Below are 25,342 nucleotides of genomic sequence, written 5' to 3'. Positions count from 1 at the left end.
AAGACATCCATTCGTCTACAAACTCTTTAACAGCAACACTTTCAAACTATTCTATTTCAACCGATTATCCTTAGAGGGTAGTCGGTTTTTCTTTGTGTTTCAGGAAATAACAAGACGGGAAATATTAATTTTTCATATAAAAAGAGGACGCTATGTTGGTAAGGCATAGCGTCCATGTGGTAGGTAAATATATATATTGGAACGAGGTTGGATCATCTTAATTCGTTTTCCAACTACTCGATGATCCCATTTATTTTGTTGCAGGGCCGATTTTTTCTTTTCCGCCCATGAACGGTACCAATGCTTTTGGAATCGTAATTGATCCATCAGCGTTTTGGTAATTTTCAACAATTGCTGCAAACGTACGACCTACTGCTAAGCCGCTTCCGTTCAATGTATGAACTAATTCTGGTTTAGCATCTTTGTCGCGTTTGAAACGAATGTTAGCACGACGTGCTTGGAAATCTGTCATGTTAGAGCATGAGCTGATTTCTTTGTAATCTTGATAACTTGGAAGCCAAACTTCTAAGTCATATGTTTTACTTGAACTGAAACCTAAGTCGCCAGTACAAAGAATGACACGACGATATGGTAATTCAAGTTCTTCTAAGATTGCTTCTGCGTCGCTTGTTAACTGTTCTAATGCATCCCAAGAATCTTCAGGTTTTTCAAAACGTACCAACTCAACTTTATCGAATTGGTGTAAACGGATTAAGCCACGTGTGTCACGTCCGGCAGAACCCGCTTCACTTCTGAAGCAAGCTGACTGTCCAGTGAACTTGCCTGGCAATTTATCTGCAGACAAGACTTCTTCGCGGTAGAAGTTAGTTAACGGTACTTCCGCAGTAGGAATCATGTAAAGTCCTTCTTTTTCAATCTTGAATAAGTCTTCTTCGAATTTTGGAAGTTGACCTGTACCATACATAGAATTTGCATTCACAAGTTGTGGTACCATCATTTCAGTATAGCCGTGCTGTGTTGTATGTTTTGTTAACATGTAGTTCATTAATGCACGTTCTAACTGTGCACCTTCATTTGTTAAGAAGACGAAACGCGCACCAGATACACGTGCAGCACGTTCGAAATCTGCCATACCTAATTCTTCAACTAAATCCCAATGTGCTTTCGCTTCGAAGTCGAATTCACGAGGCGTACCCCATTTTTTCACTTCGATGTTTTCTTCATCAGTTTCGCCTTCTGGCACATCATCATGCATGATATTAGGGATTGTAGATAATTTATAATGTAAGTCATCATCCACTTCGTTTAACTCAGTATCGATATCTTTGATTTTATCGCCAAGTTCTCTCATTTGTTTAATGACATCATCCGCATTTTCTTGATTGCGTTTTTTCTCAGCGATTTCACCGCTTACTCGGTTACGTTCAGCTTTCATTTCTTCTGCTTTACCGATTAACTCACGGCGTTTACCATCAAGTTCTAATACTTTGTCCACGATTTGTGGGTCCATTCCGCGTAATCTTACTTTCTCTTTCAAGCGATCCGTTTCGTTTCTAAACAATTTAATATCTAACATGTGTCAGTCATCCTTTCAAAATAAGTGTCGGGGTATTTAAATTCAAATTAATAATATAATTAGAGCAGCTGAAAAAAGAATAAAAAAATACCACGCCCCTACAAGGGACGTGGTATTACGTGTTGCCACCCTATTTAACAGTATGTATCAAATTAATTGATGCACACTGCACTCTCTCTAAAATAACGGTTAAACCGGTTGTTCTCTCAAATGCAGGTAGATTCGTCACGTAGTCTTAATTGCTTATTCACACCAACCATAAGCTCTCTGGAATTAATAACTAGGATTACTTATCCTGCGAACAATATCTTATGAACTTAACTTCACTATAGCAAATAGTTATTTAAATTGCAACTCAAATATAAAATTTTTCTGAATTCAAGAAAAATTCATGTTATTTGCATTCTGCATCAGTATACGCTGCTTGCTGTAAATAACGCGATACTTGCATGATATCATGATGGAATTGACGGTCTTCTGTAATGGATGGCGTAATATTTCTTAACGTCTCATATTTCTCAAGTGAGCGTGGCGATAATTGATCAATACCTTTTAATTCTACCGCTTGCAGCGCAATAATTAATTCAATCGATAACACTCTACGCGCATTATCCACAATTTGATAGCCATGTCTTGAACCAATTGTACCCATAGAGACATGATCTTCTTGGTTCGCAGATGAAGGAATAGAATCCACACTCGCAGGATGCGCCAATGTTTTATTTTCTGATACTAAACTCGCTGCCGCATACTGCATAATCATCGCACCACTTTGTAAGCCTGGTTCAGGGCTTAAGAAAGCAGGTAAACCACCATTTAATTGTGGATTTACTAAACGTTCTAAACGACGTTCTGCGATATTCGCAAGTTCACTTACCGCAATTTTCAAGAAGTCTAACGCATATGCAACAGGTTGACCATGGAAGTTGCCGCCTGAAATAACTAATGTTTCATCACCTTCATGGAAGATTAACGGATTATCATTCGCCGCATTCATTTCACGTTCTAATTGTTGTTTCACAAATTTCAATGTTTCAAAGCTTGCGCCATGAACTTGTGGAATACAACGTAACGTATACGCATCTTGAACTCTGATTTCACCTTGTGTCGTTGTTAACTGAGAGTCTTCTAACCAATACAACATACGATCTGCGACTGCACTTTGTTCAGGGAAGTTACGTGCATCATGAACTTCAGGTCGATAAGCATCTGTAATACCGTTTAACGCTTGATGTGTTAGTGAGGCAATCCATTCTGATTGATAAGCTAGAGCTTCCGCTTCAATCCAACTAATCACACCTTGTGCTGTCATTGCTTGTGTCCCGTTAATCAATGCTAAACCTTCTTTGGCAGATAATGCTAAAGGTTCACGTCCTAATTCATGTAACACATCAGCACTGTCTTTCTCTTCTTGTTGATAAAAGACTTTGCCTTCACCAATTAAAGCTAACGCAAGATGAGATAGAGGTGCTAAATCACCTGAAGCGCCTAAAGAACCTTGTTGTGGAATAATTGGAATAATACGTTCATTAATAAAATAAACTAATTGATCGACTAAATCAGTCGTAACACCTGAATGACCTTTCAACATTGTATTCAAACGTAAAATCATCATCACAAGTGCAACATCATGAGAAAACGGATCACCTGTACCGCAAGCATGTGAACGAATCAAGTTCACTTGAAGTTGATTATATTGCTGTGGATCGATTAAGACATCACTAAACAAGCCGAAGCCTGTTGTAATTCCGTAAATCGTTACTTTATTTTTAATAATATCTTCTACAATGGCACGACTTTGTTTAACGCGTTCCATCGCATCAGATGAGATTGTTACCTTATCTTGCTGGTGTAAAAATTTTTTTATATCTTCAATTGTGAGCGATGCTCCGTTTAATTCTAGTGTCAATTGAATTACCCCCTCAGAAAATAAATGTATACAATTATCCCAAGTATACGCTTACATTTTTAGAAGGACAATAGATTCTGCCAAAGCCGTAGCGTGTTAATACGTCACTAGTTTAGCACGCTAAATTTAAATAACAGTTTTCTATCCAGCCAGACAATATGAGTTAAACAAAGGTAATCTTCACCCGTTCATCCTTACGCGCACAAGACTTTACAAAACGTTCAATAAGTCTTCGCAAGGAAAGTGTTGACTTACCTAAACGATAGGTATAAGATGTTGTAATGCATTGAGAAACAATCAACATTACAGGTATGAAAGGCTCACTCCAATGACAGGGGTGTGCTTAAATTTTATAAATAATCAAATACATCGAAAACCTAAAGCTCCATTGTATGAAGCTTAAGTGTAAAATGAATGGGTTATGGAGGGATTATGGTGGAAATTTTAACAGATGTTACGATTCCAAAACGAAAAGATGAGACGCACAAAGGAGATTACGGCAGAATCTTATTAATTGGCGGAAACGCAAATTTAGGCGGCGCAATTATTATGGCTGCACGTGCATGTGTGTATAGCGGAAGCGGTTTGATTACAGTTGCGACACATCCGACGAATCATGCAGCATTACACTCACGCTGTCCTGAAGCGATGGTTGTGGACATTAATGATACGAAGATGTTAACGAAACTCATTGAAACATCAGACAGTATTTTAATCGGCCCTGGACTTGGTTTAGACTTTAAAGGCAATAATGCGATGACATTCTTGCTTCAAAATATCCAACCGCATCAGAACCTGATTATTGATGGTGATGCGATTACAATTATGAGTAAATTAAAAGTAGAAGTACCTAAGTGTCAAAATGTTGTGTTCACACCACACCAAATGGAATGGGAAAGATTAAGCGGCATTCCAATTGAGGAACAAACTTATGAACGTAACCGTGAAGCTGTAGATCAAATACACTCTGCAGTTGTCTTAAAACAACATGGTACAGAAATCTATTTAAAAGATAACACGTACAAATTAGAGATTGGTACACCAGCTATGGCTACTGGCGGTATGGGTGATACATTATCAGGTATTATCACAAGTTTTATCGGTCAGTTTGACGACTTTGATTACGCGGTTAAAACTGCGACATATGTGCATAGTTATATTGGCGAACACTTATCTAAAGAAATGTACGTTGTTCCGCCATCAAACTTAATCGCAGAAATCCCATATGCGATGAAGCGTTTAGAAGAAAAAGAAAATTAAACTTAATCTATTAAGAGTAATAAAAAAGCTTTCTGCTTAACCTAGTGGTTTTGCAGAAAGCTTTTATTTTATCTATTCACTTAAATTATTCTTCTTCGTTATCTTCATCTTCTGAATCTGCGTTTTCAATATCTTCGTTCACGCGATCCATGAAGTCTTGTCTTAATTCAGTGCGTTCACCGTCTTCTTCTACAGTTTCATCTAATTCTTCTGTATGAATTGTACGGTCATCATCTTCTGATTCGACGACTTGTTCATTGATTGTTGGTGTTGGACCATTTTCACCTGGTTCTGTTTCATCTTCAGAAGTACCTTCTAATTCATCTTCTGGTTCTTCTTGAACTTTCGCAACCGTAGAAACAAATTGTTCATCACTCAAGCGGATTAATCTTACCCCTTGTGCTGAACGTCCGTTTTGTGAAATGTCGCCGACATCGATACGTATAATGACACCATGGTTTGTGACAATCATTAAGTCCTCTTCGCCTGTTACTGTTGTGATGCAGACGATATCACCATTTTTCTCAGTAATCGTAGCTGTTTTGATACCTTTACCGCCACGGTTAGACACACGGTATTCTTCAAGTGGTGTACGTTTACCGTAACCATTTTCAGTGACTACTAATACTTCATCTTCACTATCGCCATTTGCGACTGCGAGTCCGATGACTTCATCACCTTCACGTAAAGTGATACCTTTTACGCCGGCAGCTGTTCGGCCAAGTGGACGTAAGAGCGATTCTTTGAAGCGGATAAGTGATGCACGTGATGTACCAAGTAAGACATCTTTTGAGCCATCTGTAAGACGTACTGCTACGAGTTCATCTTCATCTCTGAAGTTGATCGCAATCTTACCGTTTCTATTGATGTGTGAGAAGTTGCTTAGAGATGAACGTTTCACGATACCGTGTTTCGTTGCGAAGATTAAGAAGGCATCTTCTTTCTCTAAATCTTTCACCGCAATCATCGTACTGATGACTTCATCATTTTCAAGCTCAATTGCGTTGATAACTGGAATACCTTTAGACTGACGTGAGAGTTCCGGCACCTCGTACCCTTTAAGTTTGTAGACACGTCCTTGGTTCGTAAAGAACAATACATGGTCGTGGGTACTCAATGTGACAATTTGACTCACGAAGTCTTCTTCTAATGTATTCATACCTTGCACACCGCGACCGCCACGATTTTGTGCACGGTACGTAGAAACAGGTAAACGTTTGATGTAGTTATTATGACTTAATGTGATTACAATTTGTTCTTCTGGAATTAAGTCTTCATCTTCAATATGGTCTAAACCGCCAAGTTGAATTTCAGTACGACGTTCATCACCATATCGTTCTCGGACTTCGATTAATTCGTCACGAACAAGTTGTAATAATTTTTCTTCGTCAGCAAGAATCGCTCTTAATTCTTCAATGTACGCAATCAAGTCGTTATATTCAGATTCAATTTTATCTCTTTCTAAACCTGTTAAACGTCTTAAACGCATATCTAAGATAGCTTGTGCTTGACGCTCAGATAATTTGAAGCGTTCTTGTAAACGTTCCATTGCTACTTTATCTGTATCAGATTCACGGATTGTTGTGATGATTTCATCAATATGATCTAACGCAATACGTAAACCTTCTAAGATATGTGCACGGTCTTCAGCTTTTTTCAAGTTGTATTCCGTACGTCTACGCACGACTACTTTTTGATGTTCTAAGTATTCGACTAATGCTTCTTTTAAATTAATTAATTTCGGTCTGCCATTGATTAAGGCAATCATGTTCACACCGAATGAAGTTTGAAGTGGTGTTTGTTTGTATAAGTTATTTAAAATAACACTCGCATTCGCATCTTTACGGACATCGATTACGACACGTACGCCAGTACGTAAACTTGTTTCATCACGTAAGTCTGTAATACCATCGATTTTCTTGTCACGTACTAATTCTGCGATTTTCTCAATCATACGCGCTTTGTTGACTTGGAACGGAATTTCAGTCACAACGATACGTTGACGACCGCCGCCGCGTTCTTCAATTTCAGCACGTGCACGCATTTGAATAGATCCACGTCCTGTTTCATAAGCACGACGGATACCGCTCTTACCTAAAATTAAACCAGCAGTCGGGAAGTCCGGTCCAGTAATGTCTTCCATCAATTCTGCGATTGTGATATCAGGATTATGACTTAAACTTAATACACCATTGATGACTTCTGTCATGTTGTGAGGTGGAATATTCGTCGCCATACCTACTGCAATCCCTGCAGCACCGTTCACTAAGAGGTTAGGGAAACGTGCCGGTAAGACTTCCGGCTCTCTTTCCGTACCATCATAGTTATCGATAAAGTTGATTGTGTCTTTATTGATATCTCTTAATAATTCAGTCGCAAGTTTTGTCATACGTGCTTCTGTATAACGCATTGCAGCTGCACCATCGCCATCCATGGAACCGAAGTTACCTTGGCCGTCTACAAGAGGATAACGATAGCTGAAATCCTGAGCCATACGTACCATGGCTTCATAGATAGATGAGTCACCGTGAGGGTGGTATTTACCCATTACGTCACCTACGATACGTGCGGATTTCTTATACGGTTTATCAGGCGTCATCCCTTGTTCGTTCAACCCGTACAAAATACGACGATGTACCGGTTTCAAACCATCTCTGACGTCTGGCAAAGCACGAGATACGATAACACTCATCGCATAGTCTAAGAACGATTCACGCATCTCGTTACTAATATTTCGTTCAATTATTCTTGATTCAGGATATTCAGCCATCAAGATTGCCTCCTTAAGTTATTAATTCCGTAGCTGTTTCGCTGATTCATAGCTTCCAAAATTAGAAATCCAAGTTCGCGTAAACCGCATTTTCTTCGATGAATTGACGACGGTTTTCTACAACATCGCCCATTAACATTTCGAAAGTTAAATCCGCTTCAATCGCATCTTCTAATGTCACTTGTAACATTGAACGATGCTCTGGATTCATTGTTGTTTCCCATAATTGATCTGCATCCATTTCACCTAAACCTTTATAACGGGCAATAGACCATTTCGGTGTCGGTTTCAATTCAGATTTCAATTTCTCTAATTCACGTTCGTTAAAGACATAGTATTTCTGTTTACCTTGTGTCAATTTGAATAAAGGCGGTTGTGCAATGTATACATAACCCGCTTCAATCAACGGACGCATGAAGCGATAGAAGAATGTCAATAACAGTGTTCTGATATGCGCACCATCCACATCGGCATCTGTCATGATGACGATTTTGTGATAACGTGCTTTCGAAATATCGAATTCTTCTCCGATACCGGTACCGAATGCAGTAATCATAGAACGGATTTCATTATTATTTAAGATTCTGTCTAAACGTGATTTTTCAACGTTCAAGATCTTACCACGTAGCGGTAAAATCGCTTGTGTTCTTGAATCACGACCAAGTTTTGTAGACCCCCCGGCAGAGTCACCTTCGACGATGAAGATTTCACTCTCTTCAGGGTTTTTACTTGAACAGTCAGCTAATTTACCTGGTAAGCTTGAAACTTCTAATGCTGATTTTCTACGAGTTACTTCACGTGCTTTTTTAGCTGCGATACGTGCACGAGAAGCCATCATACCTTTTTCGACAATAATACGAGCAACTTGTGGATGTTCTAACAAGAAACGCTCCATATCCTCTGTGAAGAGTCTGTCTACGATTTGACGAACTTCAGAGTTGCCGAGTTTCGTTTTTGTTTGTCCTTCGAATTGAGGGTTGCTGTGCTTAATTGAGACAACCGCTGTTAAACCTTCACGTGTATCTTCACCAGATAAACGCTCTTTATCATCTTTCATAATGCCTTGTTGAATACCATAACTGTTCAATACACGTGTTAACGCACGTTTAAAGCCGTCTTCATGTGTACCGCCTTCGTAAGTATGGATATTGTTCGCATAAGATAATAAGTTTGTTGAGAAACCGCTGTTGTATTGCAATGCAATTTCTACTTCCACGTCATCTTTACGGTCATGTAAGTAAACTGGCTCATCAAATAAAGGCTCTTTATTCTCGTTGATCAACTCAACGTAAGATTTAATACCGCCTTCATAGTGATATGAGTCTTCTTTTACTTCTTCACCGCGTTCATCACGTAAAGTAAGCTGAATGCCTTTGTTTAAGAAAGCCAACTCACGAATACGTTTTTGAAGCAATTCATACTGATACGTTGTTGTTTCAGTAAAGATTTCAGGGTCAGCTTTAAAGCGGATTTCAGTTCCTGTATGTTCTGTTTCGCCAACCACTTTTAAATCATATTGAGGAACCCCGCGTTTATACGCTTGGTTATAAATTTTATTATTACGGTGTACAAACACTTCTAATGTTTCAGAAAGTGCGTTAACAACTGAAGATCCTACACCATGCAGACCGCCTGATACTTTGTATCCGCCACCGCCGAATTTACCGCCGGCATGCAATACAGTTAAGATAACCTCAACTGCTGGACGGCCCATTTTTTCTTGAATATCAACTGGAATACCACGGCCGTTATCTGTTACACGAATCCAGTTATCTTTCTCGATAATGACTTCGATTGTATCAGCATAGCCAGCCAATGCTTCGTCAATACTATTATCTACAATTTCCCATACAAGATGGTGCAGACCTCTTTCTGAAGTCGATCCGATATACATACCTGGACGTTTACGAACGGCTTCAAGTCCTTCTAATACCTGTATTTGTCCAGCACCATAATCTTCCGTGTTGTTCACATCTGACAATGCTTCCACCTTCACTTTCTATCACTTGATAATTTCACCTTGATTGATTCGGTAAAGTTTTGCATGTTTCATAATTTCATGATCAATACCTTCTACAGACGTTGTAGTCACAAATGTCTGCACCTTATCTTGAATTGTACTCAGCAGGTGAGTCTGACGAGAGTCATCTAATTCACTCAGCACATCATCAAGCAATAAGATAGGGTATTCGCCGACTTCTTTGTTAATCAGTTCAATCTCAGCCAGCTTAATTGATAATGCAGATGTCCGCTGTTGACCTTGTGAGCCATAAGTCTGAGCATCCATCCCATTAACGTTAAAACCTAAATCATCACGGTGCGGACCATAAAGGGCCACGCCGCGTTCTATTTCTCTGTCCATATTGTCAGCCATCAATTGCTGCACTTCTTCAAACAAAGCCGCTTCATCCTCAGTATCAGACAACTTCAAGCTCGGACGATATTTAACCTCTAAGCTTTCTCTGTTATCTGTAATGCTGGCATGAATCGGTTGTGCAAGCACTTCTAATTCCTCGATAAAGTGCGCACGCTTCAAAGTGACTTTAAGCGCATACTCCGCAAACTGCTGATTTAATACCTCAAGCATTGTGCGGTCTGTTTTCTGCTTAATCTGAAGCTGTTTTAAGTAATTGTTCTTTTGTTTCAAAATCCGTTGATATTGAGACAAATCATTCAGGTAAACCGCAGACATCTGACCTAGCTCCATATCAATAAAGCGGCGTCTGACTTGCGGTGATCCTTTGACAATATTCAGGTCCTCTGGGGCAAAAAGAACAACATTCAAGTGTCCGATATATTGTGTCAGACGATGTTGTTCTAAATGATTTACTTTAACCTTTTTGCCTTTTTTAGTTATAAACATGGTCAATGGCATCTTCCCATGTCGATAACTCAGCTCACCTTCTATTTTAGCATACTCAGCCCCAAAGCGTATGAGCTCTTTATCATTTGAAGTTCGATGGCTTTTCGCTAATGCAAGTGTGTAAATGGATTCTAATAAATTAGTTTTGCCTTGCGCATTTTCACCAATCAAAATATTCACATCTGGATGGCAATCCAATGCGACTTCTTCATAATTGCGATAATTTTCAAGTTGGAGTGCATTTAATTTCATTGGTCACCTTGATGAGCAATTACAAAAGAACCCACTTCAGGTATTTCAATTTGATCGCCATCTTCGAGTTTTTTACCACGACGTGTTTCACGCTCACCGTTTAAGAAAACTTCGAAATCTTTTAAAAACCATTTTGCCTGTCCACCTGATTCAATAATGCCTTCAGTTTTCAGGAATTGTCCTAAAGTAATGTCACCTTCAACCATGATTTTTTCAGTCAACACACTCACTCCATTTCTTTATAAGGTCATTAATATATTATACCTTTTTTCGTAATAAATTTCATGTTTGAGCGGTTGAAATCTAGCGTTTTCTCATCATTTTTTCACGTTAATCTCAGATTTTGAATTTTTCAGCTTCTTTAACACTCATTTTTCGCATTTTAAAAGGTGACATTGAACATTTTAAGCGCATCGATATTTTTATCCTAAATAATTTTAAAATGCATTCAGCGACATCTGAGACACTTTAAAATGAATTTCACGTTGTTATTTTGAATCTGCCATAAAAAAACGGAAACCCTGCAAAGAGGATTTCCGTTTTTTAAAGTGAATGTCACCTTTTGTTTTTGAGATTAGTATGTTCTGATCGGCAAGATTAATTGCACAACTGAATCGTCATCTTTTGGTTTTAATGTGAATGGTTTCATCGTACCGAAGAATTCAACTTCTACTTCGTCATTATCGATTGCTTTTAAAGCGTCCATCATGTACTTAGAGTTGAATGAGATTTTCAAGCTGCTTCCTTCAACACTGTTTGCATCAACATCTTCGTTTACCGTACCGATTTCTGGTGATGTAGAAGAAAGTTCAACTTCTTGATTGCCAGTGCTTAATTTGATTACGTTATTGCCACCTTCACGTGCAAGTAATGAGGCACGATCAATCGCGTGATAGAAATCACTGTTGCTCATTTCAATTTTTGTTTCGTAGTTCTCTGGGAACAAACGAGATGTATCTGGATAATGTCCTTCAAGCAATCTTGAAATGAAATTGATGTTGCCGACTTTAAATAACACTTGGTTAGATGCGAAGAAGATATTAATGTCATCTTCTGAATCAGTGACAATTTTATTAAGTTCAGCTAAAGCTTTACCTGGAATGATGACATTTTTATTATCAATGTCTTCGTCTTCTAGTTTAAGTTTACGAACTGCTAAACGGTGTGAGTCTGTTGCAGTGCATATTAATTCATTATCTTGAATCAACCAGTTCACACCAGTTAAAACTGGCCGTGTTTCTGAGGTGGACACTGCGAAGTTTGTTTGTGCAATCACGTTTTTAAGTACTTTAATTGGTAATTGAATTGCGTCATCTTGAGAAACTTGAGGTAATAATGGATATTGATCTGGGTCTAAGCCGCTCAAGTTGAACTCTGAATGACCTGAAGTAATCAATGTTTGGAATTGCTCATTTGTTGATAACTTCACATCTTTGCCTGGTAATTTTTTAATAATATCTACAAAGAAACGACCAGGAAGTACAACGGATCCTGTTTCAGCAATCGTTACAATCTCTTCTCCGTCAACTTCTTTAGGTATTGAAATTTCAATTGAAATCTCAGAATCTGAACCTGTTAAAATAATGCCTTCTTCTTTTGCATCGATTTTGATACCCGTTAAGATCGGCAATGTTGTTCTTGGTGAAATGGCTTTTAATGTGTCATTTAATTGATTTATGAAATAGTCTCTTTTAATCGTGAATTCCATCATAAATTTTAAACTCCTTCCAGTCGTTTATAACTTAATTATATAGGTTTTAAAACCGTAGTAATAGTAGTAGGGGCTGTGGATAAGTGGATAACCGAGTTAAAACCTTGTCACACAAAGTTATACACATGTGGATAAACTGTGTATGGTGTGTACAACTTTTACACATTGTCCACAATGACGATTTAGTCCACTGTATTATAACAGCTCCGATTTCTCACTTATTTTTACCCGAATTGCTAGTAAAATTATTTAAATGTTTACTGATTTCGAATTTCTTTCTCCAAATTTTCAACTTCTTGTTTGAAAATCGGATCTTTTTCCATATCTACCCGAATTGTTCTATGAGCATGAATCACAGTTGTATGATCACGTCCCCCGAACTCTTCTCCGATTTTAGGAAGGGAGAAATCTGTAAGTTCGCGTGATAGATACATCGCGATTTGACGCGGATAGGCAATGGATTTCGTACGTTTTTTCGCAATGAAATCTTCTTGGCGCACATTGTAATATTGACCGACTACTTTTTGAATATTTTGAATTGTGATTTTCTTAGATTTCGGTGTTTGAATAATATCTTTTAGTGCTTCAGCAGTCAGTTCAGTCGTAATTGGTTCACCTTGTAATCTTGAATAGGCGATGACACGTGTTAATGCACCTTCTAATTCACGAATGTTCGACTGAATTTGATTTGCGATATAGGTTAAAGATTCTAATGGAATATCCACATCTTCTTCCTCTAATTTTTTCTGCAGAATAGCCATTCTTGTTTCATAATCTGGCGGTGTGATATCAACGATCAAGCCCCATTCGAAGCGTGAACGCAGGCGATCTTCTAATTTCGAAATTTCCTTTGGTGGTCGGTCACTTGAAATCACAATTTGTTTTTCTGCTTGGTGTAAGTCATTGAAAGTATGGAAGAATTCTTCTTGTGTTTGTTCTTTGTTTTGAATGAATTGAATATCATCAATCAATAGAACATCAATGTTTCTGTATTTTTCACGGAATTGTTCCGTTTCGTTATCACGAATAGATTTAATAAATTCATTCGTGAATTTTTCACTTGATGTGTAGATAACTTTCGCATCTTTATTATTTTGTAGAACATAATGACCGATAGCATGCATCAAGTGAGTTTTGCCTAAACCTACGCCTCCGTAGATGAAGAGTGGGTTGTAAGCTTTTGCGGGTGCTTCCGCGACTGCAAGACTTGCAGCATGAGGGAAGCGGTTCCCAGGTCCGATAACAAAAGTTTCGAATGTGTTGTGTGCGTTAAATTGATCTTCGCTGCTGCTTAGGAAACCAGGAGTTTCCGTTTCTTTTTCTGGTTGCTTGTCTTTTTGATCGTCTTTAAGTTTTTTATCAGCTGTTAAATCGCTTTGAATGACAAATCGAGGTTTAAGCGGCGTTCCAATCGCTTTTTCGAATAAATTTTCTACAATATCCATGTATTGCTTCTTTAGAAAATTTTGAATGAAGTTATCTTCGACTAAAATAATCGCTTCAGAATCTTCGATGTCGATCAGCTTTGTTTTTGGAGGCTCAAACCAAGTTGAGTAACTGACTTCTGCCAATTCGCTTTTAGCTAATTCAAGAACTTTTTCCCAAATTTCTTCTTTTGACATATAAACTCCATCTTTCTTTAAAATTTTTTTGACTTATACACAAAATCACACCCCGTGGATAACTTTCCACACAGGCTGTTAATAATTATCCACAAGTTAATCACAATCGGTGGATAACTTTATTTAATTTTGCTTTATACACAGAAAAAATGTTGATAATTGTAAGTTGTAAACCGTTTGTTTATCAAACCTTACAAGACTTATCCACACAATTATACTTATTAACAAATCTACCTGTCAAACTCTTGTGGATATGTGGTTTTTATGTGCAAACGTCTGTGTATAGTAACATAATTATCCACAGAATGTCACTGTTCATCTGTGAATAAGTGGATAACTTTTTGAATATATCTCACTTAAAATGTACTTGCTTTATAAGGTTGAATTTGTTATATTTTAGTAGTTGCTTGAATTATGACTAAGATATTGATAATTGAACTAAGTAAGGTAAGCCTTTTGATATAGATGCTTAACCTTTCGCAGACACCGTAGAAATACTTCGGTGATACTTGGTAGAAGGCTGTAATATCTCGGTTATATTAGATGAGGCTGTAGATGCAGATCTTTTCCAAGACTCTCATCACATTGTTAAGATGAGAAAGCGACTATAAATGAAGATAGATTCGATATGGAGGTGTTTTTACATGGTAAAACGTACTTATCAACCAAATAAACGTAAACACAGTAAAGTTCATGGTTTCAGAAAACGCATGAGCACTAAAAATGGCCGTAAAGTATTAGCGCGTCGTCGTCGCAAAGGCCGTAAAGTTTTATCAGCATAAGATCACTGACCTATCAGTGGTCTTTTTTTTGCTTTCATGCAGGTAAAAAAGATACACGGGTTGGAAAATACAGTTCTGATTCTTTACACTAGAACTTAATGATAGGGTAGGGGAGCAGCAAGAATAGAAAAATAAGTGAGTGATGGAAGTGGAAAAAGCATATCGCATTAAAAGAAATAGCGATTTTCAAACGATTTATAGAAGAGGAAAGTCATTCGCAAATCGCCAATTTGTCGTTTATGTCATGCCAGATAAAAATTTGACTCATTTTCAATTAGGAATCAGTGTTTCTAAAAAACTCGGCAATGCAGTGACACGCAATCGTATTAAAAGAGCAATCAGAGAAAACTTTAAAGTACATAAAGAAGATATGATTGCGAAAAAGATTATTGTTATTGCAAGACAACCTGCAAAAGATATGACTGTACTGGAAATTCAAAAAAGTTTAGAGCATGTACTTAAAATTGCAAAACTATTCAATAAGAGAATAAAGTAGACTAACCGAAGTCTTATATCAGACAAACGTAAGTCTAACCTCCATAGAATTCGAACACATATGTGGCAATTTACAATAAAAGTCATTACAATTATAGAGTTAGAAATTTAAGTAGAGGAGGCGAAGCAGCATGTTGGATTTAGATACAATTACCAGTATTTCTACTCCGATGGGAGAGGGTGCGATTGGTATTGTCCGTTTATCAGGAAGTCGTGCAATCGAAATCACTGATAAACTCTATAAAGGAAAGAAACCATTAGCTGAAGTAGATTCGCATACAATTAATTATGGACATATTGTCGATCCTGATACGAATGAAGTAGTAGAAGAAGTAATGGTATCCGTGCTGCGTGCACCAAAAACATTTACAAGAGAAGATATCGTAGAAATTAACTGTCACGGCGGAATCTTAACGATTAATCGTGTATTAGAACTTACAATGACGGCTGGTGCTAGAATGGCTGAACCTGGGGAGTATACAAAACGTGCATTCTTAAATGGCCGTATTGACTTATCTCAAGCTGAAGCAGTCATGGATTTTATTCGTTCTAAGACAGACCGAGCGTCTAAAGTTGCGATGAATCAGATTGAAGGACGTTTAAGTGATATGATCAAGCGTCAACGTCAATCTATTTTAGAAATCCTAGCACAGGTTGAAGTGAATATTGATTACCCAGAATATGACGATGTAGAAGATGCGACAACTGAATTCTTATTAGAGAAATCAGAAGAAATCAAATCAGAAATCGATCGTCTTTTAGCAACAGGTACACAGGGTAAAATCATGAGAGAAGGACTTTCGACAGTTATAGTCGGTAAGCCTAACGTCGGTAAGTCTTCTATGTTGAATAACTTAATTCAAGATAATAAAGCGATTGTGACAGAAGTTGCGGGTACTACGCGGGATGTCTTGGAAGAATACGTCAATGTGCGTGGTGTACCACTTCGTCTCGTCGACACAGCAGGCATCCGTGAGACTGAGGACATTGTAGAAAAAATCGGTGTGGAACGTTCACGCAAAGCTTTAAGTGAAGCAGATTTAATCTTATTTGTCTTAAACTACAATGAAGCATTAACAGAAGAAGATGTTAAATTATATGAAGTCATCAAGAATGAAGATGCGATTGTGATTGTGAATAAAACAGATTTAGAACAACATCTTGATTTAGATGAAGTTCGTGATATGGTCGGAGATATGCCAGTCATTGAAACATCTATGTTAAAACAAGAAGGCATTGATCAATTAGAAGAACAAATTCGTGACTTGTTCTTCGGCGGTGAAGTTCAAAACCAAGATATGACTTACGTTTCAAACTCAAGACATATTTCATTGCTGAAACAAGCACGTCACTCGATACAAGATGCAATAGATGCAGCAGAAGCTGGTATTCCTATGGATATGGTTCAAATTGATTTAACTAGAACTTGGGAGATTTTAGGAGAGATTATCGGTGCTTCTGCAAGCGACGAATTGATTGACCAGTTATTCAGTCAGTTCTGTCTCGGAAAATAAAAAGGAGGACAAAGTATGGCTTTGGATTATGATGTAATTGTCATCGGTGCTGGGCATGCCGGTATTGAAGCAGGACTTGCTTCTGCACGACGCGGCGCCAACACATTGATGCTGACAATTAATTTAGATAACGTTGGTTTTATGCCATGTAACCCATCAGTAGGGGGACCAGCTAAAGGGATTGTTGTTCGTGAAATCGACGCACTCGGCGGTCAAATGGCTAAAACAATCGATAGAACGCATATTCAAATGCGTATGTTGAATACAGGTAAAGGACCTGCAGTACGTGCATTACGTGCACAAGCAGATAAAGCTTTATACCAACGTGAAATGAAGCGTGTATTAGAAGATGAAGAAAACTTGCATATCATGCAAGGAATGGTAGATGAATTAATTATTGAAGATGACGAAATTAAAGGTGTGCGTACGAATATTGGTACAGAATACCGTTCAAAAGCCGTTATCGTCACAACAGGTACATTCTTACGCGGTGAAATTATTTTAGGTAACTTGAAATATTCAAGTGGCCCTAACCACCAATTACCATCTATTACACTAGCGGATAACTTACGTGAACTTGGTTTTGAAGTCGTACGTTTCAAAACAGGTACACCGCCACGTGTAAACTCAAAAACGATTGATTATGATAAAACAGAAATTCAACCAGGTGACGATGTAGGACGTGCATTCAGTTTCGATACAACTGAATATATCTTAGATCAATTACCATGCTGGTTAACTTATACAAATGATAAGACACACCAAGTGATCGATGACAACTTACATCTGTCAGCGATGTACTCAGGTATGATTAAAGGTAAAGGCCCACGTTACTGTCCATCTATTGAAGATAAATACGTGCGTTTCCATGATAAACCACGTCACCAATTATTCTTAGAACCAGAAGGTCGTGACACGAACGAAGTATATGTTCAAGGTCTTTCAACAAGCTTGCCAGAACATGTACAACGTGAAATGCTTCAAACGATTCCTGGCTTAGAAAAAGCAGATATGATGCGTGCGGGTTATGCGATTGAATATGATGCATTAGTACCGACACAATTATGGCCGACACTTGAAACTAAGAAAATCAAAAACTTATACACTGCAGGTCAAATTAACGGAACTTCAGGTTATGAAGAAGCGGCTGGCCAAGGTTTAATGGCGGGTATTAATGCGGCAGGACGTGTATTAGGCACAGGCGAAAAAGTATTAAGCCGTTCTGATGCTTATATCGGTGTCTTAATTGATGACTTGATTACAAAAGGTACGAATGAACCTTACCGTCTATTAACATCACGTGCAGAATATCGTTTATTGTTACGTCACGATAATGCAGACCTACGTTTGACTGACTTAGGTCATGAATTAGGTTTGATTTCAGAAGAACGTTACGCGCGTTTCAATGAAAAACGTGATCAAATCCAAGCTGAAATTGATCGTTTATCTAACATTCGTATTAAACCGAATGAACACACACAATCTGTGATTAAATCACGTAACGGTTCTCCATTAAAAGACGGTATCTTAGCGATTGAATTACTACGTCGTCCAGAAATGGATTACCAAGCAATCCTTGATATCTTAGAAGAAGAACATCAAATTCCAGCTGACGTTGAAGAACAAGTTGAAATTCAAACGAAATATGAAGGTTATATCAATAAATCATTACAACAAGTAGAAAAAGTAAAACGTATGGAACAGAAGAAAATTCCACACGACTTGGACTATAGTAAAATTGACAGCTTAGCAAGTGAAGCACGTGAAAAATTAGCAGAAGTTAAACCATTAAACATTGCACAAGCATCACGTATTTCAGGCGTTAACCCTGCTGATATTTCAATTTTACTGATTTATCTAGAACAAGGTAAGCTTGAAAGGGTGAAATAAATGAGTGTTGAATGGTTGGCTGACAAGCTAGAAACACACGGCATTACATTGAACGACCAACAAAAACAACAGTTTCAAACTTATTATGAAATGCTTGTAGAGTGGAATGAAAAAATGAACTTAACAAGCATTACAGATGAATCAGAAGTATATTTGAAACACTTCTATGATTCAATTACAGCCGCATTTTATGTGGATATGACAAAAGAACTCAGTATCTGTGATGTAGGTGCTGGTGCTGGGTTCCCAAGTATCCCATTAAAAATTGTCTTTCCACAGCTGAAAGTGACAATTGTAGATTCGTTGAATAAACGTATCCAATTCCTAAATCATCTTGCCGATGCTTTAGGGTTACAAGGTGTCAGCTTTGTACATGAACGTGCAGAGAACTTTGGGAATACCCGTGGAGACAACCGGGAGTCTTATGACATTGTGACAGCACGTGCAGTTGCACGTCTGACAGTGTTAAGTGAGTTATGCTTGCCGTTAGTGAAAACAGGCGGTCATTTCGTAGCGATGAAATCTTCTAAAGGTGAAGAAGAGTTAGAAGAAGCACGCTTTGCGATTGGGGTCTTCGGCGGCAGAGTTGAAGCGGTCGAAACTTTTGAATTGCCTGAAGATGCAGGTGAGCGTCAAATTATCATCATTGAAAAGCGTAGTAAAACCCCTAAAAAGTATCCGAGAAAAGCCGGAACACCTAACAAATCTCCTTTACTAAAATAAAAATAAATATTAGTATATAATTATATTTAGAGGGAGAGATTGCGGAATGAAAAAGCCTTTTTCTAAACTATTCGGTTTAACAAATAAAGATGAAGAAATGACAGGCGCTACTGAAGATGAACGCAATAATCATGTTGAATCAATTCAAATTGAAAAGATTGTGCCGAACCGCTATCAACCAAGACAAGTCTTTGATCAAAGTAAGATTAATGAACTTGCGGAATCCATTCAAGAACATGGATTGCTACAACCGATTGTGGTACGACCGATTGAAGAAGGAATGTATGAAATCATAGCTGGGGAACGTCGCTTCAGAGCTATGAGCAGTATTCATATGGCTTATGCAGATGTGATTATTCGTGATATGACGGATGAAGAAACAGCAGTCGTCGCTTTAATAGAAAATATTCAACGTGAGAATTTATCAGCAGTTGAAGAAGCAGAAGCCTATCAGAAACTGTTAGAGCTTGGAGACACAACACAAAGTGAATTAGCACAAAGTGTCGGTAAAAGCCAAAGCTTTATCGCAAACAAACTGCGTTTACTGAAACTTGCTCCTAAAGTGCTTACGAAACTTTCAGAAGGCAAGATTACAGAACGTCACGCACGTGCTTTGTTAAGTTTATCTCACGAAAAACAAGAAGAAATGGTCCAAATTATTATTGATCAACACTTGAACGTGAAACAAACAGAAGCGAGAGTCAAAGCCAAAGTAGGACCTGAAAAAGTTAAAGCTGTGCCGCTTCAATTCGCCAAAGATTTGACGAAAGCACGCGAAACTCTACAAAACAGCTTTGAAACTATCGAACAAAGTGGAATCCGTGTCGAACAAAAAGAACGCGACCACGATGATTATTTAGAAATTAAAATCAGAGTATATAAACGTTAACAACCATTCGCCTCGTTGCGAGTGGTTTTTTTATTTTCTTAAATAAAAAGTGAACAACTAATAGCTTTTTGTATATAATAGAAAAGGATGAGATATTGAAAGTGAAGGAGAATTAAGACATCTATGAAATTACAGCATTTATTTACTTCAGCAGTAGTTTTAACCCTTTTATTAGCTGGATGCAGTCACAATGAAAAACAAAATGATTCTGCAAAGCAAGAAGCAAAAAGTAAAACGGATAATAAAAAAAGTGAACACAAATCAACTTCCAAAAAAGAAAATGAAGCAAACAAAGATGCGCAACAAATAGAGAAGACAGTCAGCCAATTAACAATTAATGAGAAAATAGCTTTAGCAATGTTTTTACCACAAGAAAAAACAAACTATATGATATCAGCTGATGAGTTATTGAATCATTCATATATAAGATATACGCATGGTGTAGATCTTGGTAAGATGTTAGGCGATAAGGCAACAAAACAATCTATTCAAGAGTATCATTTAAATAAAATGTTACCTGAAAGAATTACAGATGTGCCACAAAACGTAAAATTTTATGAACCTGAAGAAACTAAGCAAAACTTTGCTGAGCTATTTGGTTTTACAGGAAACCAGATTATTATTGCAGGTAGTCAAAGTCCTAAGACTTATGATGAAATTTTAAAAGAACGTGGAACTCATATCTATAACTTAGAAGATTTATACAAACAATATGGTCATAATCCAAACTTTAAAAAGGTCGTAAGTTTGGTTAAAGTAAGCGAATCAGTGAGGAATCCAGAGAGTGATAATGCATCTTCTTCTAAAGAAACAGATAATGCTACTTCAAATAATAAACAAAGAAGAAAGTTAAGTCCTGGTGATGTATATACACCAGATGGTAACATGAATAGTCAAGTTGCAATACACAAGGTAGAAGAATATATAGGACATAAACTAGATCCACGAAAATATGAATTTAATGGGCCTCCTAAAAGACATTTCGTTGATGATTACACATTGGATCATACATGGACTGTTAATTTTAGAAATTTAGAAACACATACACAGTATAATTATTCAGTTGATAAAGATGGAAAAGTAGAAAAACTAGATAACTTTGGTACGCCACCAGAGTAGTACTTGGTTCTGCAGTATAATACTGCAGAACTTTTGTATTTGGTAGGGTCGGCTACTTATGGTAAAAAATCCTCTTTATTTAAACTTTTAAATTAAAATTGTCAGAGTGTCTTTTGAAAGAGTAATAAATAATCATACTTAACTCGATCACTTTCTTTTAATTTAGGACAATATGTGTCCCGTTTCTTCTATATAATGAAATTATATATTCAAATATACAAAGAGGAGCAAGCTATCTATGAAATTTAAACATGTATTGACTACCGCTGCAGCACTTTCAATATTATTGGCAGGTTGCGGCTCAAATGAAAAACAAGAAGATACGCAAAAACACGAAGAAAAAGAAAAAACAAATCATCAAAAAGCAGAGAAAAAAGAAAATACACAGCATGAACAAACAACAAAACATGAAAAATCACATACTCATAAACAAACGACAGAACAAGCTGTCAGCCAACTGACACCACAAGAAAAGGTCGCTTTGGCGTTATACGCACCTAAATCAGCTGAATTTACAGTGACAGCAAATGAATTATTAAACCACAGCTATGTCCAAAACACGAATGGCGGTTCGCGACAACGAGAAATTCAACAATTAACACTTTATACAGGTAGTTCTGAAATCGTAACTAATAAACCTCAAAATATGGTGATTTATGGCACAACTAACTCTAAAGGTCCATTTGCGGCAGTTATTGGTGTGAGTGATACACAAGTGCTGGTATCAGGGACACAAGGTATCAATCCATATCAACAGTTAGCAAACATGGGAGCAGTTTATAATCTTAAAGATCTATATAAACAATACAAAGATGAACCGAACTTTAAACAAGTAGCAAATTTAATCCGAATCACAAATCAAGATGCACAATCAGCAGCACAAGAAAGTAATAGTAATTCTAGCTCTGAAAGTCACTCATCTTCTTCTGAAGGTAAAGTCACACGTGCAAATGTGATTGATAAAGTAGAAGCATATGAAGGCCACAAACTAGATACAAGCACGTATACGTATAAAGAACCTGAACAAAAGAGTGATGGAAGCTGGGGCTTCTCATTTGTGGATAAATCGGGTGATTTAGCAGGTTCATATATTGTGCATACTGATGGATCAGTTGAGAAATTTGATTCCAAAGGTCAACCTGAATAAAGAATATTGACTCTACGGCTTTTATTGAGCTGTAGAGTTTTTCATTTCAACTTAAATTGATAAATGTCAGAATTTTTAGTACAATAGAAGTCATTAAAACTTATCTAGAGAAGTAGAGGGAATTGGCCCGATGACGCTTCAGCAACAGAAGATTCAACCATTGAATCTGACTGTGCTACATCCAACAAGTATAACTTGAAAGATAGGTGCCATATACATAGAAAGCTATATGTCGCTTATAGGTGATATATAGCTTTTTTAATAGGCGCATCAAACAAAGGGGGAACTTAAATGGTGATTTCAAGAAGATTAGCGAAGATACCAGATAGTTATTTCGGAAAAACAATGGGGAGAAAGATAGAACATGGTCCGCTTCCTCTCATCAATATGGCAGTAGGCATCCCAGATGGGGAAACGCCTAAAGGAATTGTCGATGAATTTGCGAACGCATTACGTGTGCCTGAAAACCAAAAATACGGTGCGTTTCATGGTAAAGAAAGCTTTAAACAAGCAATTGTTGATTTCTATAAACGACAATATAATGTTGAGTTAGATAAAGATGATGAAGTCTGTATTTTATATGGCACAAAGAATGGATTAGTCGGTTTGCCGAACTGTATCGTTAACCCTGAAGATTATGTCTTATTGCCAGACCCAGGTTATACAGATTACCTAGCAGGGGTGTTGTTCGCAGATGCGAAACCTTATGCGTTAGAATTAGAACCGCCATATTATCAACCTGACTTTGATAAAGTACCGAAGGAAGTCTTAAGTCAGACTAAATTGATTTATTTAACGTATCCAAATAACCCAACTGGATCAACTGTTACACAAGATGTCTTTGATGATGTTGTTCAAAAGTTCAGAGGTACACAAACGAAAATTGTACATGATTTTGCCTATGCAGCGTTCGGTTTTGACCATAAAAATCCGAGTATTTTACAGACAGCTGGAGGCAAAGAAGTCGCAATCGAGGTGTATTCACTTTCTAAAGGCTATAATATGTCTGGCTATCGTGTCGGTTTCGCAGTCGGCAACAAAGATATGATTCAAGCTTTGAAGAAATATCATACACATCACCATGCGGGTATGTTTGGTGCGCTTCAAGATGCGGCGACATTTGCGCTTAACAACTATGATTATTTCTTAGATAAACAAAGTGAAGTCTTTAAAGCACGTCGCGATCGTTTCACTGCGATTTTAGATGAAGGAAACATCCCTTATGAACCGATGACAGGTGGCATCTTCTTATGGTTGGAAGCACCAAAAGGATATGACGGAGAACAATTTGTGGAATTCTTACTTCAAGATCAATCTATTTTAGTGGCGCCAGGTATTCCATTTGGTGAAAATGGACGTCATTATGTTCGTGTATCACTTGCGTTAGAGGATGAGCAATTAGATGAAGCAGCGAAGCGGTTGAAATCACTTAGTGCGATGTACAAAGAATAATCTTTTATTTAAGTAGTGAATAAAATCCCTCATAACGTTGTTATAGAGACGTTTATACGTATATTATTGATTGTAAGAAGTTTCAAAAGGTATTATGATATTACTGTAATAAAAACACTCAGGAACTCTGGAAAGTAGCTGAGTGTAAAAATGTTAGGCGTATGGTCTAAGCCATATTCTACCTAGGCTTATGAGATAGTCGGTTGTGCTCTAACACAATCGGCTATTATTTATTATCTTTTTAAACAAAAATGAAGCACTGAATATAAAGTTTTTTGTTCACGGGGTGGTGGGACATGTACTTTATATTCAGTGCTTTTTTATAAGTAGTAAAAAGGAGTATAGTGATTACCCATTATCGGGAGAGTGGGTAATCGGAATTTACTTACTATTTTGTATCGGGTTCAAAATAGTAACGTTTATGAAAAGAATTGTTCTTATCGGGTTAAGAACAGTGGCGATTCATTGCCCCAATTCCTGTGGACCCAGGGCAATGTAGCCAACTTTTATTGTATTTATTCATAACTTTTAAAGGAGTTTCGTTTTTTAAGATTTAATAATGGCTGCATGTCATGGATGATCGCGGGTCCATGATTATGCGTTTGGCTTAATCGCAAATGCGCGGACCGGGAATCCTGGCGCATCTGCTGGTTTTGGACATATTGTATAAATCACTGCGCCTCGTTCTGGGAGGCGGTCTAAATTCGTTAGGAGCTCAATTTGGTACGTGTCTTGTCCGAGTACATAACGTTCACCGATTAAGTCGCCGTGTTTTGCGACATCGACTGAAGCGTCTGTATCGAATGTTTCATGACCGACTGAACGTACACCGCGTTCTTCAAGTAAGAATTGTAATGCATCGAGTGACCATCCGGGTGCGTGAGGGTTACCTTCAGCATCTTTATTCTCAAATTGCTCCACATTCGGCCAACGGTGTGACCAATCACTGCGGAATGCGACGAACGTATCAGGTTCGATTCGGCCATGTTGTGCTTCCCACTCAAGTAAATGATCGCGAGTTAAACGGAAATCGGGGTTTTCCGCAACTTCTTTAGAGTAATCAAGTACGATAAGCGGTAACACTAATTCTTTCAAATCTAATTCATGTAAATATCTTCTGTTTTCGACAAAGTGGATGGGGGCATCGATATGTGTGCCATATTGTGTGGCAATACTCCATCTTTGTACAAAATAACCATCTTCTGCAACGGTACTGATTGTATCAATATATGCAGCTTCTAATGCGCTGAAATGTGGGCTGTCTGTGTCAAAGGTATGGGTTAAATCGACCCATTCACTTTCTTTTAGACTTTTCAGCTGATCCCATAAAGGATAACTCATTATAAACACCTCATGACTGCTTAAAATTGTAGGGCTGATATAAGTGTATTTACGAGTGAGTTTTAA

The 25,342-nt window shown here is 37.6% G+C and carries 19 protein-coding genes and 1 riboswitch; of the genes, 10 read left to right on the top strand and 9 right to left on the bottom strand.

The window, feature by feature from the left end:
- Positions 1–250: 250 nt before the first annotated feature.
- Both serS and hutH read right to left on the bottom strand, forming a co-directional pair.
- Positions 251–1,537 carry a serine--tRNA ligase gene (serS, locus tag HMPREF3031_RS12240; RefSeq protein ID WP_002480288.1) on the bottom strand — a complete coding sequence of 429 codons (1,287 nt, stop codon included), beginning with the start codon at positions 1,535–1,537 and terminating at the stop codon, positions 251–253.
- 394 nt (positions 1,538–1,931) lie between these two features.
- Positions 1,932–3,446, bottom strand: coding sequence for a histidine ammonia-lyase (hutH, locus tag HMPREF3031_RS12235; RefSeq protein WP_002480289.1), 1,515 nt, complete (start codon positions 3,444–3,446; stop codon positions 1,932–1,934).
- 435 nt (positions 3,447–3,881) lie between these two features.
- Between hutH and HMPREF3031_RS12230 the strand changes: the two genes are divergently transcribed.
- Entirely contained in the window at positions 3,882–4,706 is an 825-nt protein-coding gene (locus tag HMPREF3031_RS12230) for an NAD(P)H-hydrate dehydratase (RefSeq protein ID WP_023014869.1), read from the top strand.
- Positions 4,707–4,791: 85 nt separating this feature from the next.
- Here the strand turns inward: HMPREF3031_RS12230 and gyrA are convergent, their stop codons facing one another.
- The 6 genes from gyrA to dnaA form a co-directional block, all read right to left on the bottom strand.
- Positions 4,792–7,476 (bottom strand): DNA gyrase subunit A, encoded by a 2,685-nt coding sequence (gyrA, locus tag HMPREF3031_RS12225; RefSeq protein ID WP_002480291.1) that lies wholly within the window; start codon positions 7,474–7,476, stop codon positions 4,792–4,794.
- Positions 7,477–7,537: 61 nt separating this feature from the next.
- Complete coding sequence (gene gyrB, locus HMPREF3031_RS12220; RefSeq protein ID WP_031262353.1) at positions 7,538–9,466, bottom strand: DNA topoisomerase (ATP-hydrolyzing) subunit B; 1,929 nt, start codon at positions 9,464–9,466, stop codon at positions 7,538–7,540.
- 12 nt (positions 9,467–9,478) lie between these two features.
- Positions 9,479–10,591 carry a DNA replication/repair protein RecF gene (recF, locus tag HMPREF3031_RS12215; protein ID WP_002480293.1) on the bottom strand — a complete coding sequence of 371 codons (1,113 nt, stop codon included), beginning with the start codon at positions 10,589–10,591 and terminating at the stop codon, positions 9,479–9,481.
- Positions 10,588–10,797, bottom strand: a complete 210-nt coding sequence (gene yaaA / locus HMPREF3031_RS12210) for a S4 domain-containing protein YaaA (protein WP_199790672.1) — start codon at positions 10,795–10,797, stop codon at positions 10,588–10,590. Before yaaA ends, recF begins: the two co-directional genes overlap by 4 nt.
- Positions 10,798–11,165: 368 nt before the next feature.
- Positions 11,166–12,302, bottom strand: coding sequence for a DNA polymerase III subunit beta (gene dnaN / locus HMPREF3031_RS12205; protein WP_002480295.1), 1,137 nt, complete (start codon positions 12,300–12,302; stop codon positions 11,166–11,168).
- A 257-nt stretch (positions 12,303–12,559) separates the two neighbouring features.
- Positions 12,560–13,924 carry a chromosomal replication initiator protein DnaA gene (gene dnaA / locus HMPREF3031_RS12200; RefSeq protein WP_070724993.1) on the bottom strand — a complete coding sequence of 455 codons (1,365 nt, stop codon included), beginning with the start codon at positions 13,922–13,924 and terminating at the stop codon, positions 12,560–12,562.
- A gap of 644 nt (positions 13,925–14,568) precedes the next feature.
- On the opposite strand from dnaA, the gene rpmH reads away from it, so the two are divergent.
- The 9 genes from rpmH to HMPREF3031_RS12155 all read left to right on the top strand — a co-directional run bounded on the left by rpmH (position 14,569) and on the right by HMPREF3031_RS12155 (position 23,935).
- On the top strand, positions 14,569–14,706 hold the full coding sequence (gene rpmH / locus HMPREF3031_RS12195) for a 50S ribosomal protein L34 (protein WP_000240855.1): 138 nt from the start codon (positions 14,569–14,571) through the stop codon (positions 14,704–14,706).
- Positions 14,707–14,848: 142 nt separating this feature from the next.
- A complete protein-coding gene (gene rnpA, locus HMPREF3031_RS12190; RefSeq protein WP_023014874.1) occupies positions 14,849–15,202 on the top strand; it encodes a ribonuclease P protein component in 354 nt (117 codons plus the stop codon).
- A 133-nt stretch (positions 15,203–15,335) separates the two neighbouring features.
- Entirely contained in the window at positions 15,336–16,715 is a 1,380-nt protein-coding gene (gene mnmE / locus HMPREF3031_RS12185) for a tRNA uridine-5-carboxymethylaminomethyl(34) synthesis GTPase MnmE (RefSeq protein WP_096754688.1), read from the top strand.
- Positions 16,716–16,730: 15 nt separating this feature from the next.
- Positions 16,731–18,605: a tRNA uridine-5-carboxymethylaminomethyl(34) synthesis enzyme MnmG gene (gene mnmG / locus HMPREF3031_RS12180; protein ID WP_002480299.1), complete on the top strand. Its 1,875-nt coding sequence runs from the start codon at positions 16,731–16,733 to the stop codon at positions 18,603–18,605.
- The gene (gene rsmG, locus HMPREF3031_RS12175; protein ID WP_002480300.1) at positions 18,606–19,328 is read left to right on the top strand and encodes a 16S rRNA (guanine(527)-N(7))-methyltransferase RsmG; all 723 of its coding nucleotides are present in this window, start codon (positions 18,606–18,608) and stop codon (positions 19,326–19,328) included.
- Positions 19,329–19,374: 46 nt separating this feature from the next.
- On the top strand, positions 19,375–20,217 hold the full coding sequence (gene noc, locus HMPREF3031_RS12170) for a nucleoid occlusion protein (RefSeq protein ID WP_002480301.1): 843 nt from the start codon (positions 19,375–19,377) through the stop codon (positions 20,215–20,217).
- Between the two features lie 123 nt (positions 20,218–20,340).
- A complete protein-coding gene (locus tag HMPREF3031_RS12165; RefSeq protein ID WP_002480302.1) occupies positions 20,341–21,336 on the top strand; it encodes a hypothetical protein in 996 nt (331 codons plus the stop codon).
- 238 nt (positions 21,337–21,574) lie between these two features.
- Positions 21,575–22,483, top strand: a complete 909-nt coding sequence (locus HMPREF3031_RS12160) for a hypothetical protein (protein ID WP_002480303.1) — start codon at positions 21,575–21,577, stop codon at positions 22,481–22,483.
- 97 nt (positions 22,484–22,580) lie between these two features.
- Positions 22,581–22,692: riboswitch (SAM riboswitch) on the top strand.
- Positions 22,693–22,774: 82 nt separating this feature from the next.
- Positions 22,775–23,935, top strand: a complete 1,161-nt coding sequence (locus HMPREF3031_RS12155; protein ID WP_002480304.1) for an aminotransferase class I/II-fold pyridoxal phosphate-dependent enzyme — start codon at positions 22,775–22,777, stop codon at positions 23,933–23,935.
- Between the two features lie 594 nt (positions 23,936–24,529).
- On the opposite strand, the gene HMPREF3031_RS12150 is transcribed toward HMPREF3031_RS12155, so the two are convergent.
- Positions 24,530–25,279, bottom strand: coding sequence for a cyclase family protein (locus HMPREF3031_RS12150; RefSeq protein ID WP_037556254.1), 750 nt, complete (start codon positions 25,277–25,279; stop codon positions 24,530–24,532).
- Positions 25,280–25,342 lie beyond the last annotated feature (63 nt).

The organism is Staphylococcus sp. HMSC072B07, assembly GCF_001815505.1.
Classification (GTDB): domain Bacteria; phylum Bacillota; class Bacilli; order Staphylococcales; family Staphylococcaceae; genus Staphylococcus; species Staphylococcus simulans.
Note: the sequence above shows the minus strand (reverse complement) of the source record. Positions and strands in the feature narration are given on the sequence as shown.

Bases quoted from the DNA above. Each gene is read 5' to 3' on its own strand.
- serS (WP_002480288.1), bottom strand. From the start codon at position 1,537: ATGTTAGATATTAAATTGTTTAGAAACGAAACGGATCGCTTGAAAGAG.
- gyrA (WP_002480291.1), bottom strand. From the start codon at position 7,476: ATGGCTGAATATCCTGAATCAAGAATAATTGAACGAAATATTAGTAAC.
- recF (WP_002480293.1), bottom strand. From the start codon at position 10,591: ATGAAATTAAATGCACTCCAACTTGAAAATTATCGCAATTATGAAGAA.
- yaaA (WP_199790672.1), bottom strand. From the start codon at position 10,797: ATGGTTGAAGGTGACATTACTTTAGGACAATTCCTGAAAACTGAAGGC.
- dnaN (WP_002480295.1), bottom strand. From the start codon at position 12,302: ATGATGGAATTCACGATTAAAAGAGACTATTTCATAAATCAATTAAAT.
- dnaA (WP_070724993.1), bottom strand. From the start codon at position 13,924: ATGTCAAAAGAAGAAATTTGGGAAAAAGTTCTTGAATTAGCTAAAAGC.
- rpmH (WP_000240855.1), top strand. From the start codon at position 14,569: ATGGTAAAACGTACTTATCAACCAAATAAACGTAAACACAGTAAAGTT.
- rnpA (WP_023014874.1), top strand. From the start codon at position 14,849: ATGGAAGTGGAAAAAGCATATCGCATTAAAAGAAATAGCGATTTTCAA.
- mnmG (WP_002480299.1), top strand. From the start codon at position 16,731: ATGGCTTTGGATTATGATGTAATTGTCATCGGTGCTGGGCATGCCGGT.
- rsmG (WP_002480300.1), top strand. From the start codon at position 18,606: ATGAGTGTTGAATGGTTGGCTGACAAGCTAGAAACACACGGCATTACA.
- noc (WP_002480301.1), top strand. From the start codon at position 19,375: ATGAAAAAGCCTTTTTCTAAACTATTCGGTTTAACAAATAAAGATGAA.
- HMPREF3031_RS12165 (WP_002480302.1), top strand. From the start codon at position 20,341: ATGAAATTACAGCATTTATTTACTTCAGCAGTAGTTTTAACCCTTTTA.
- HMPREF3031_RS12160 (WP_002480303.1), top strand. From the start codon at position 21,575: ATGAAATTTAAACATGTATTGACTACCGCTGCAGCACTTTCAATATTA.
- HMPREF3031_RS12155 (WP_002480304.1), top strand. From the start codon at position 22,775: ATGGTGATTTCAAGAAGATTAGCGAAGATACCAGATAGTTATTTCGGA.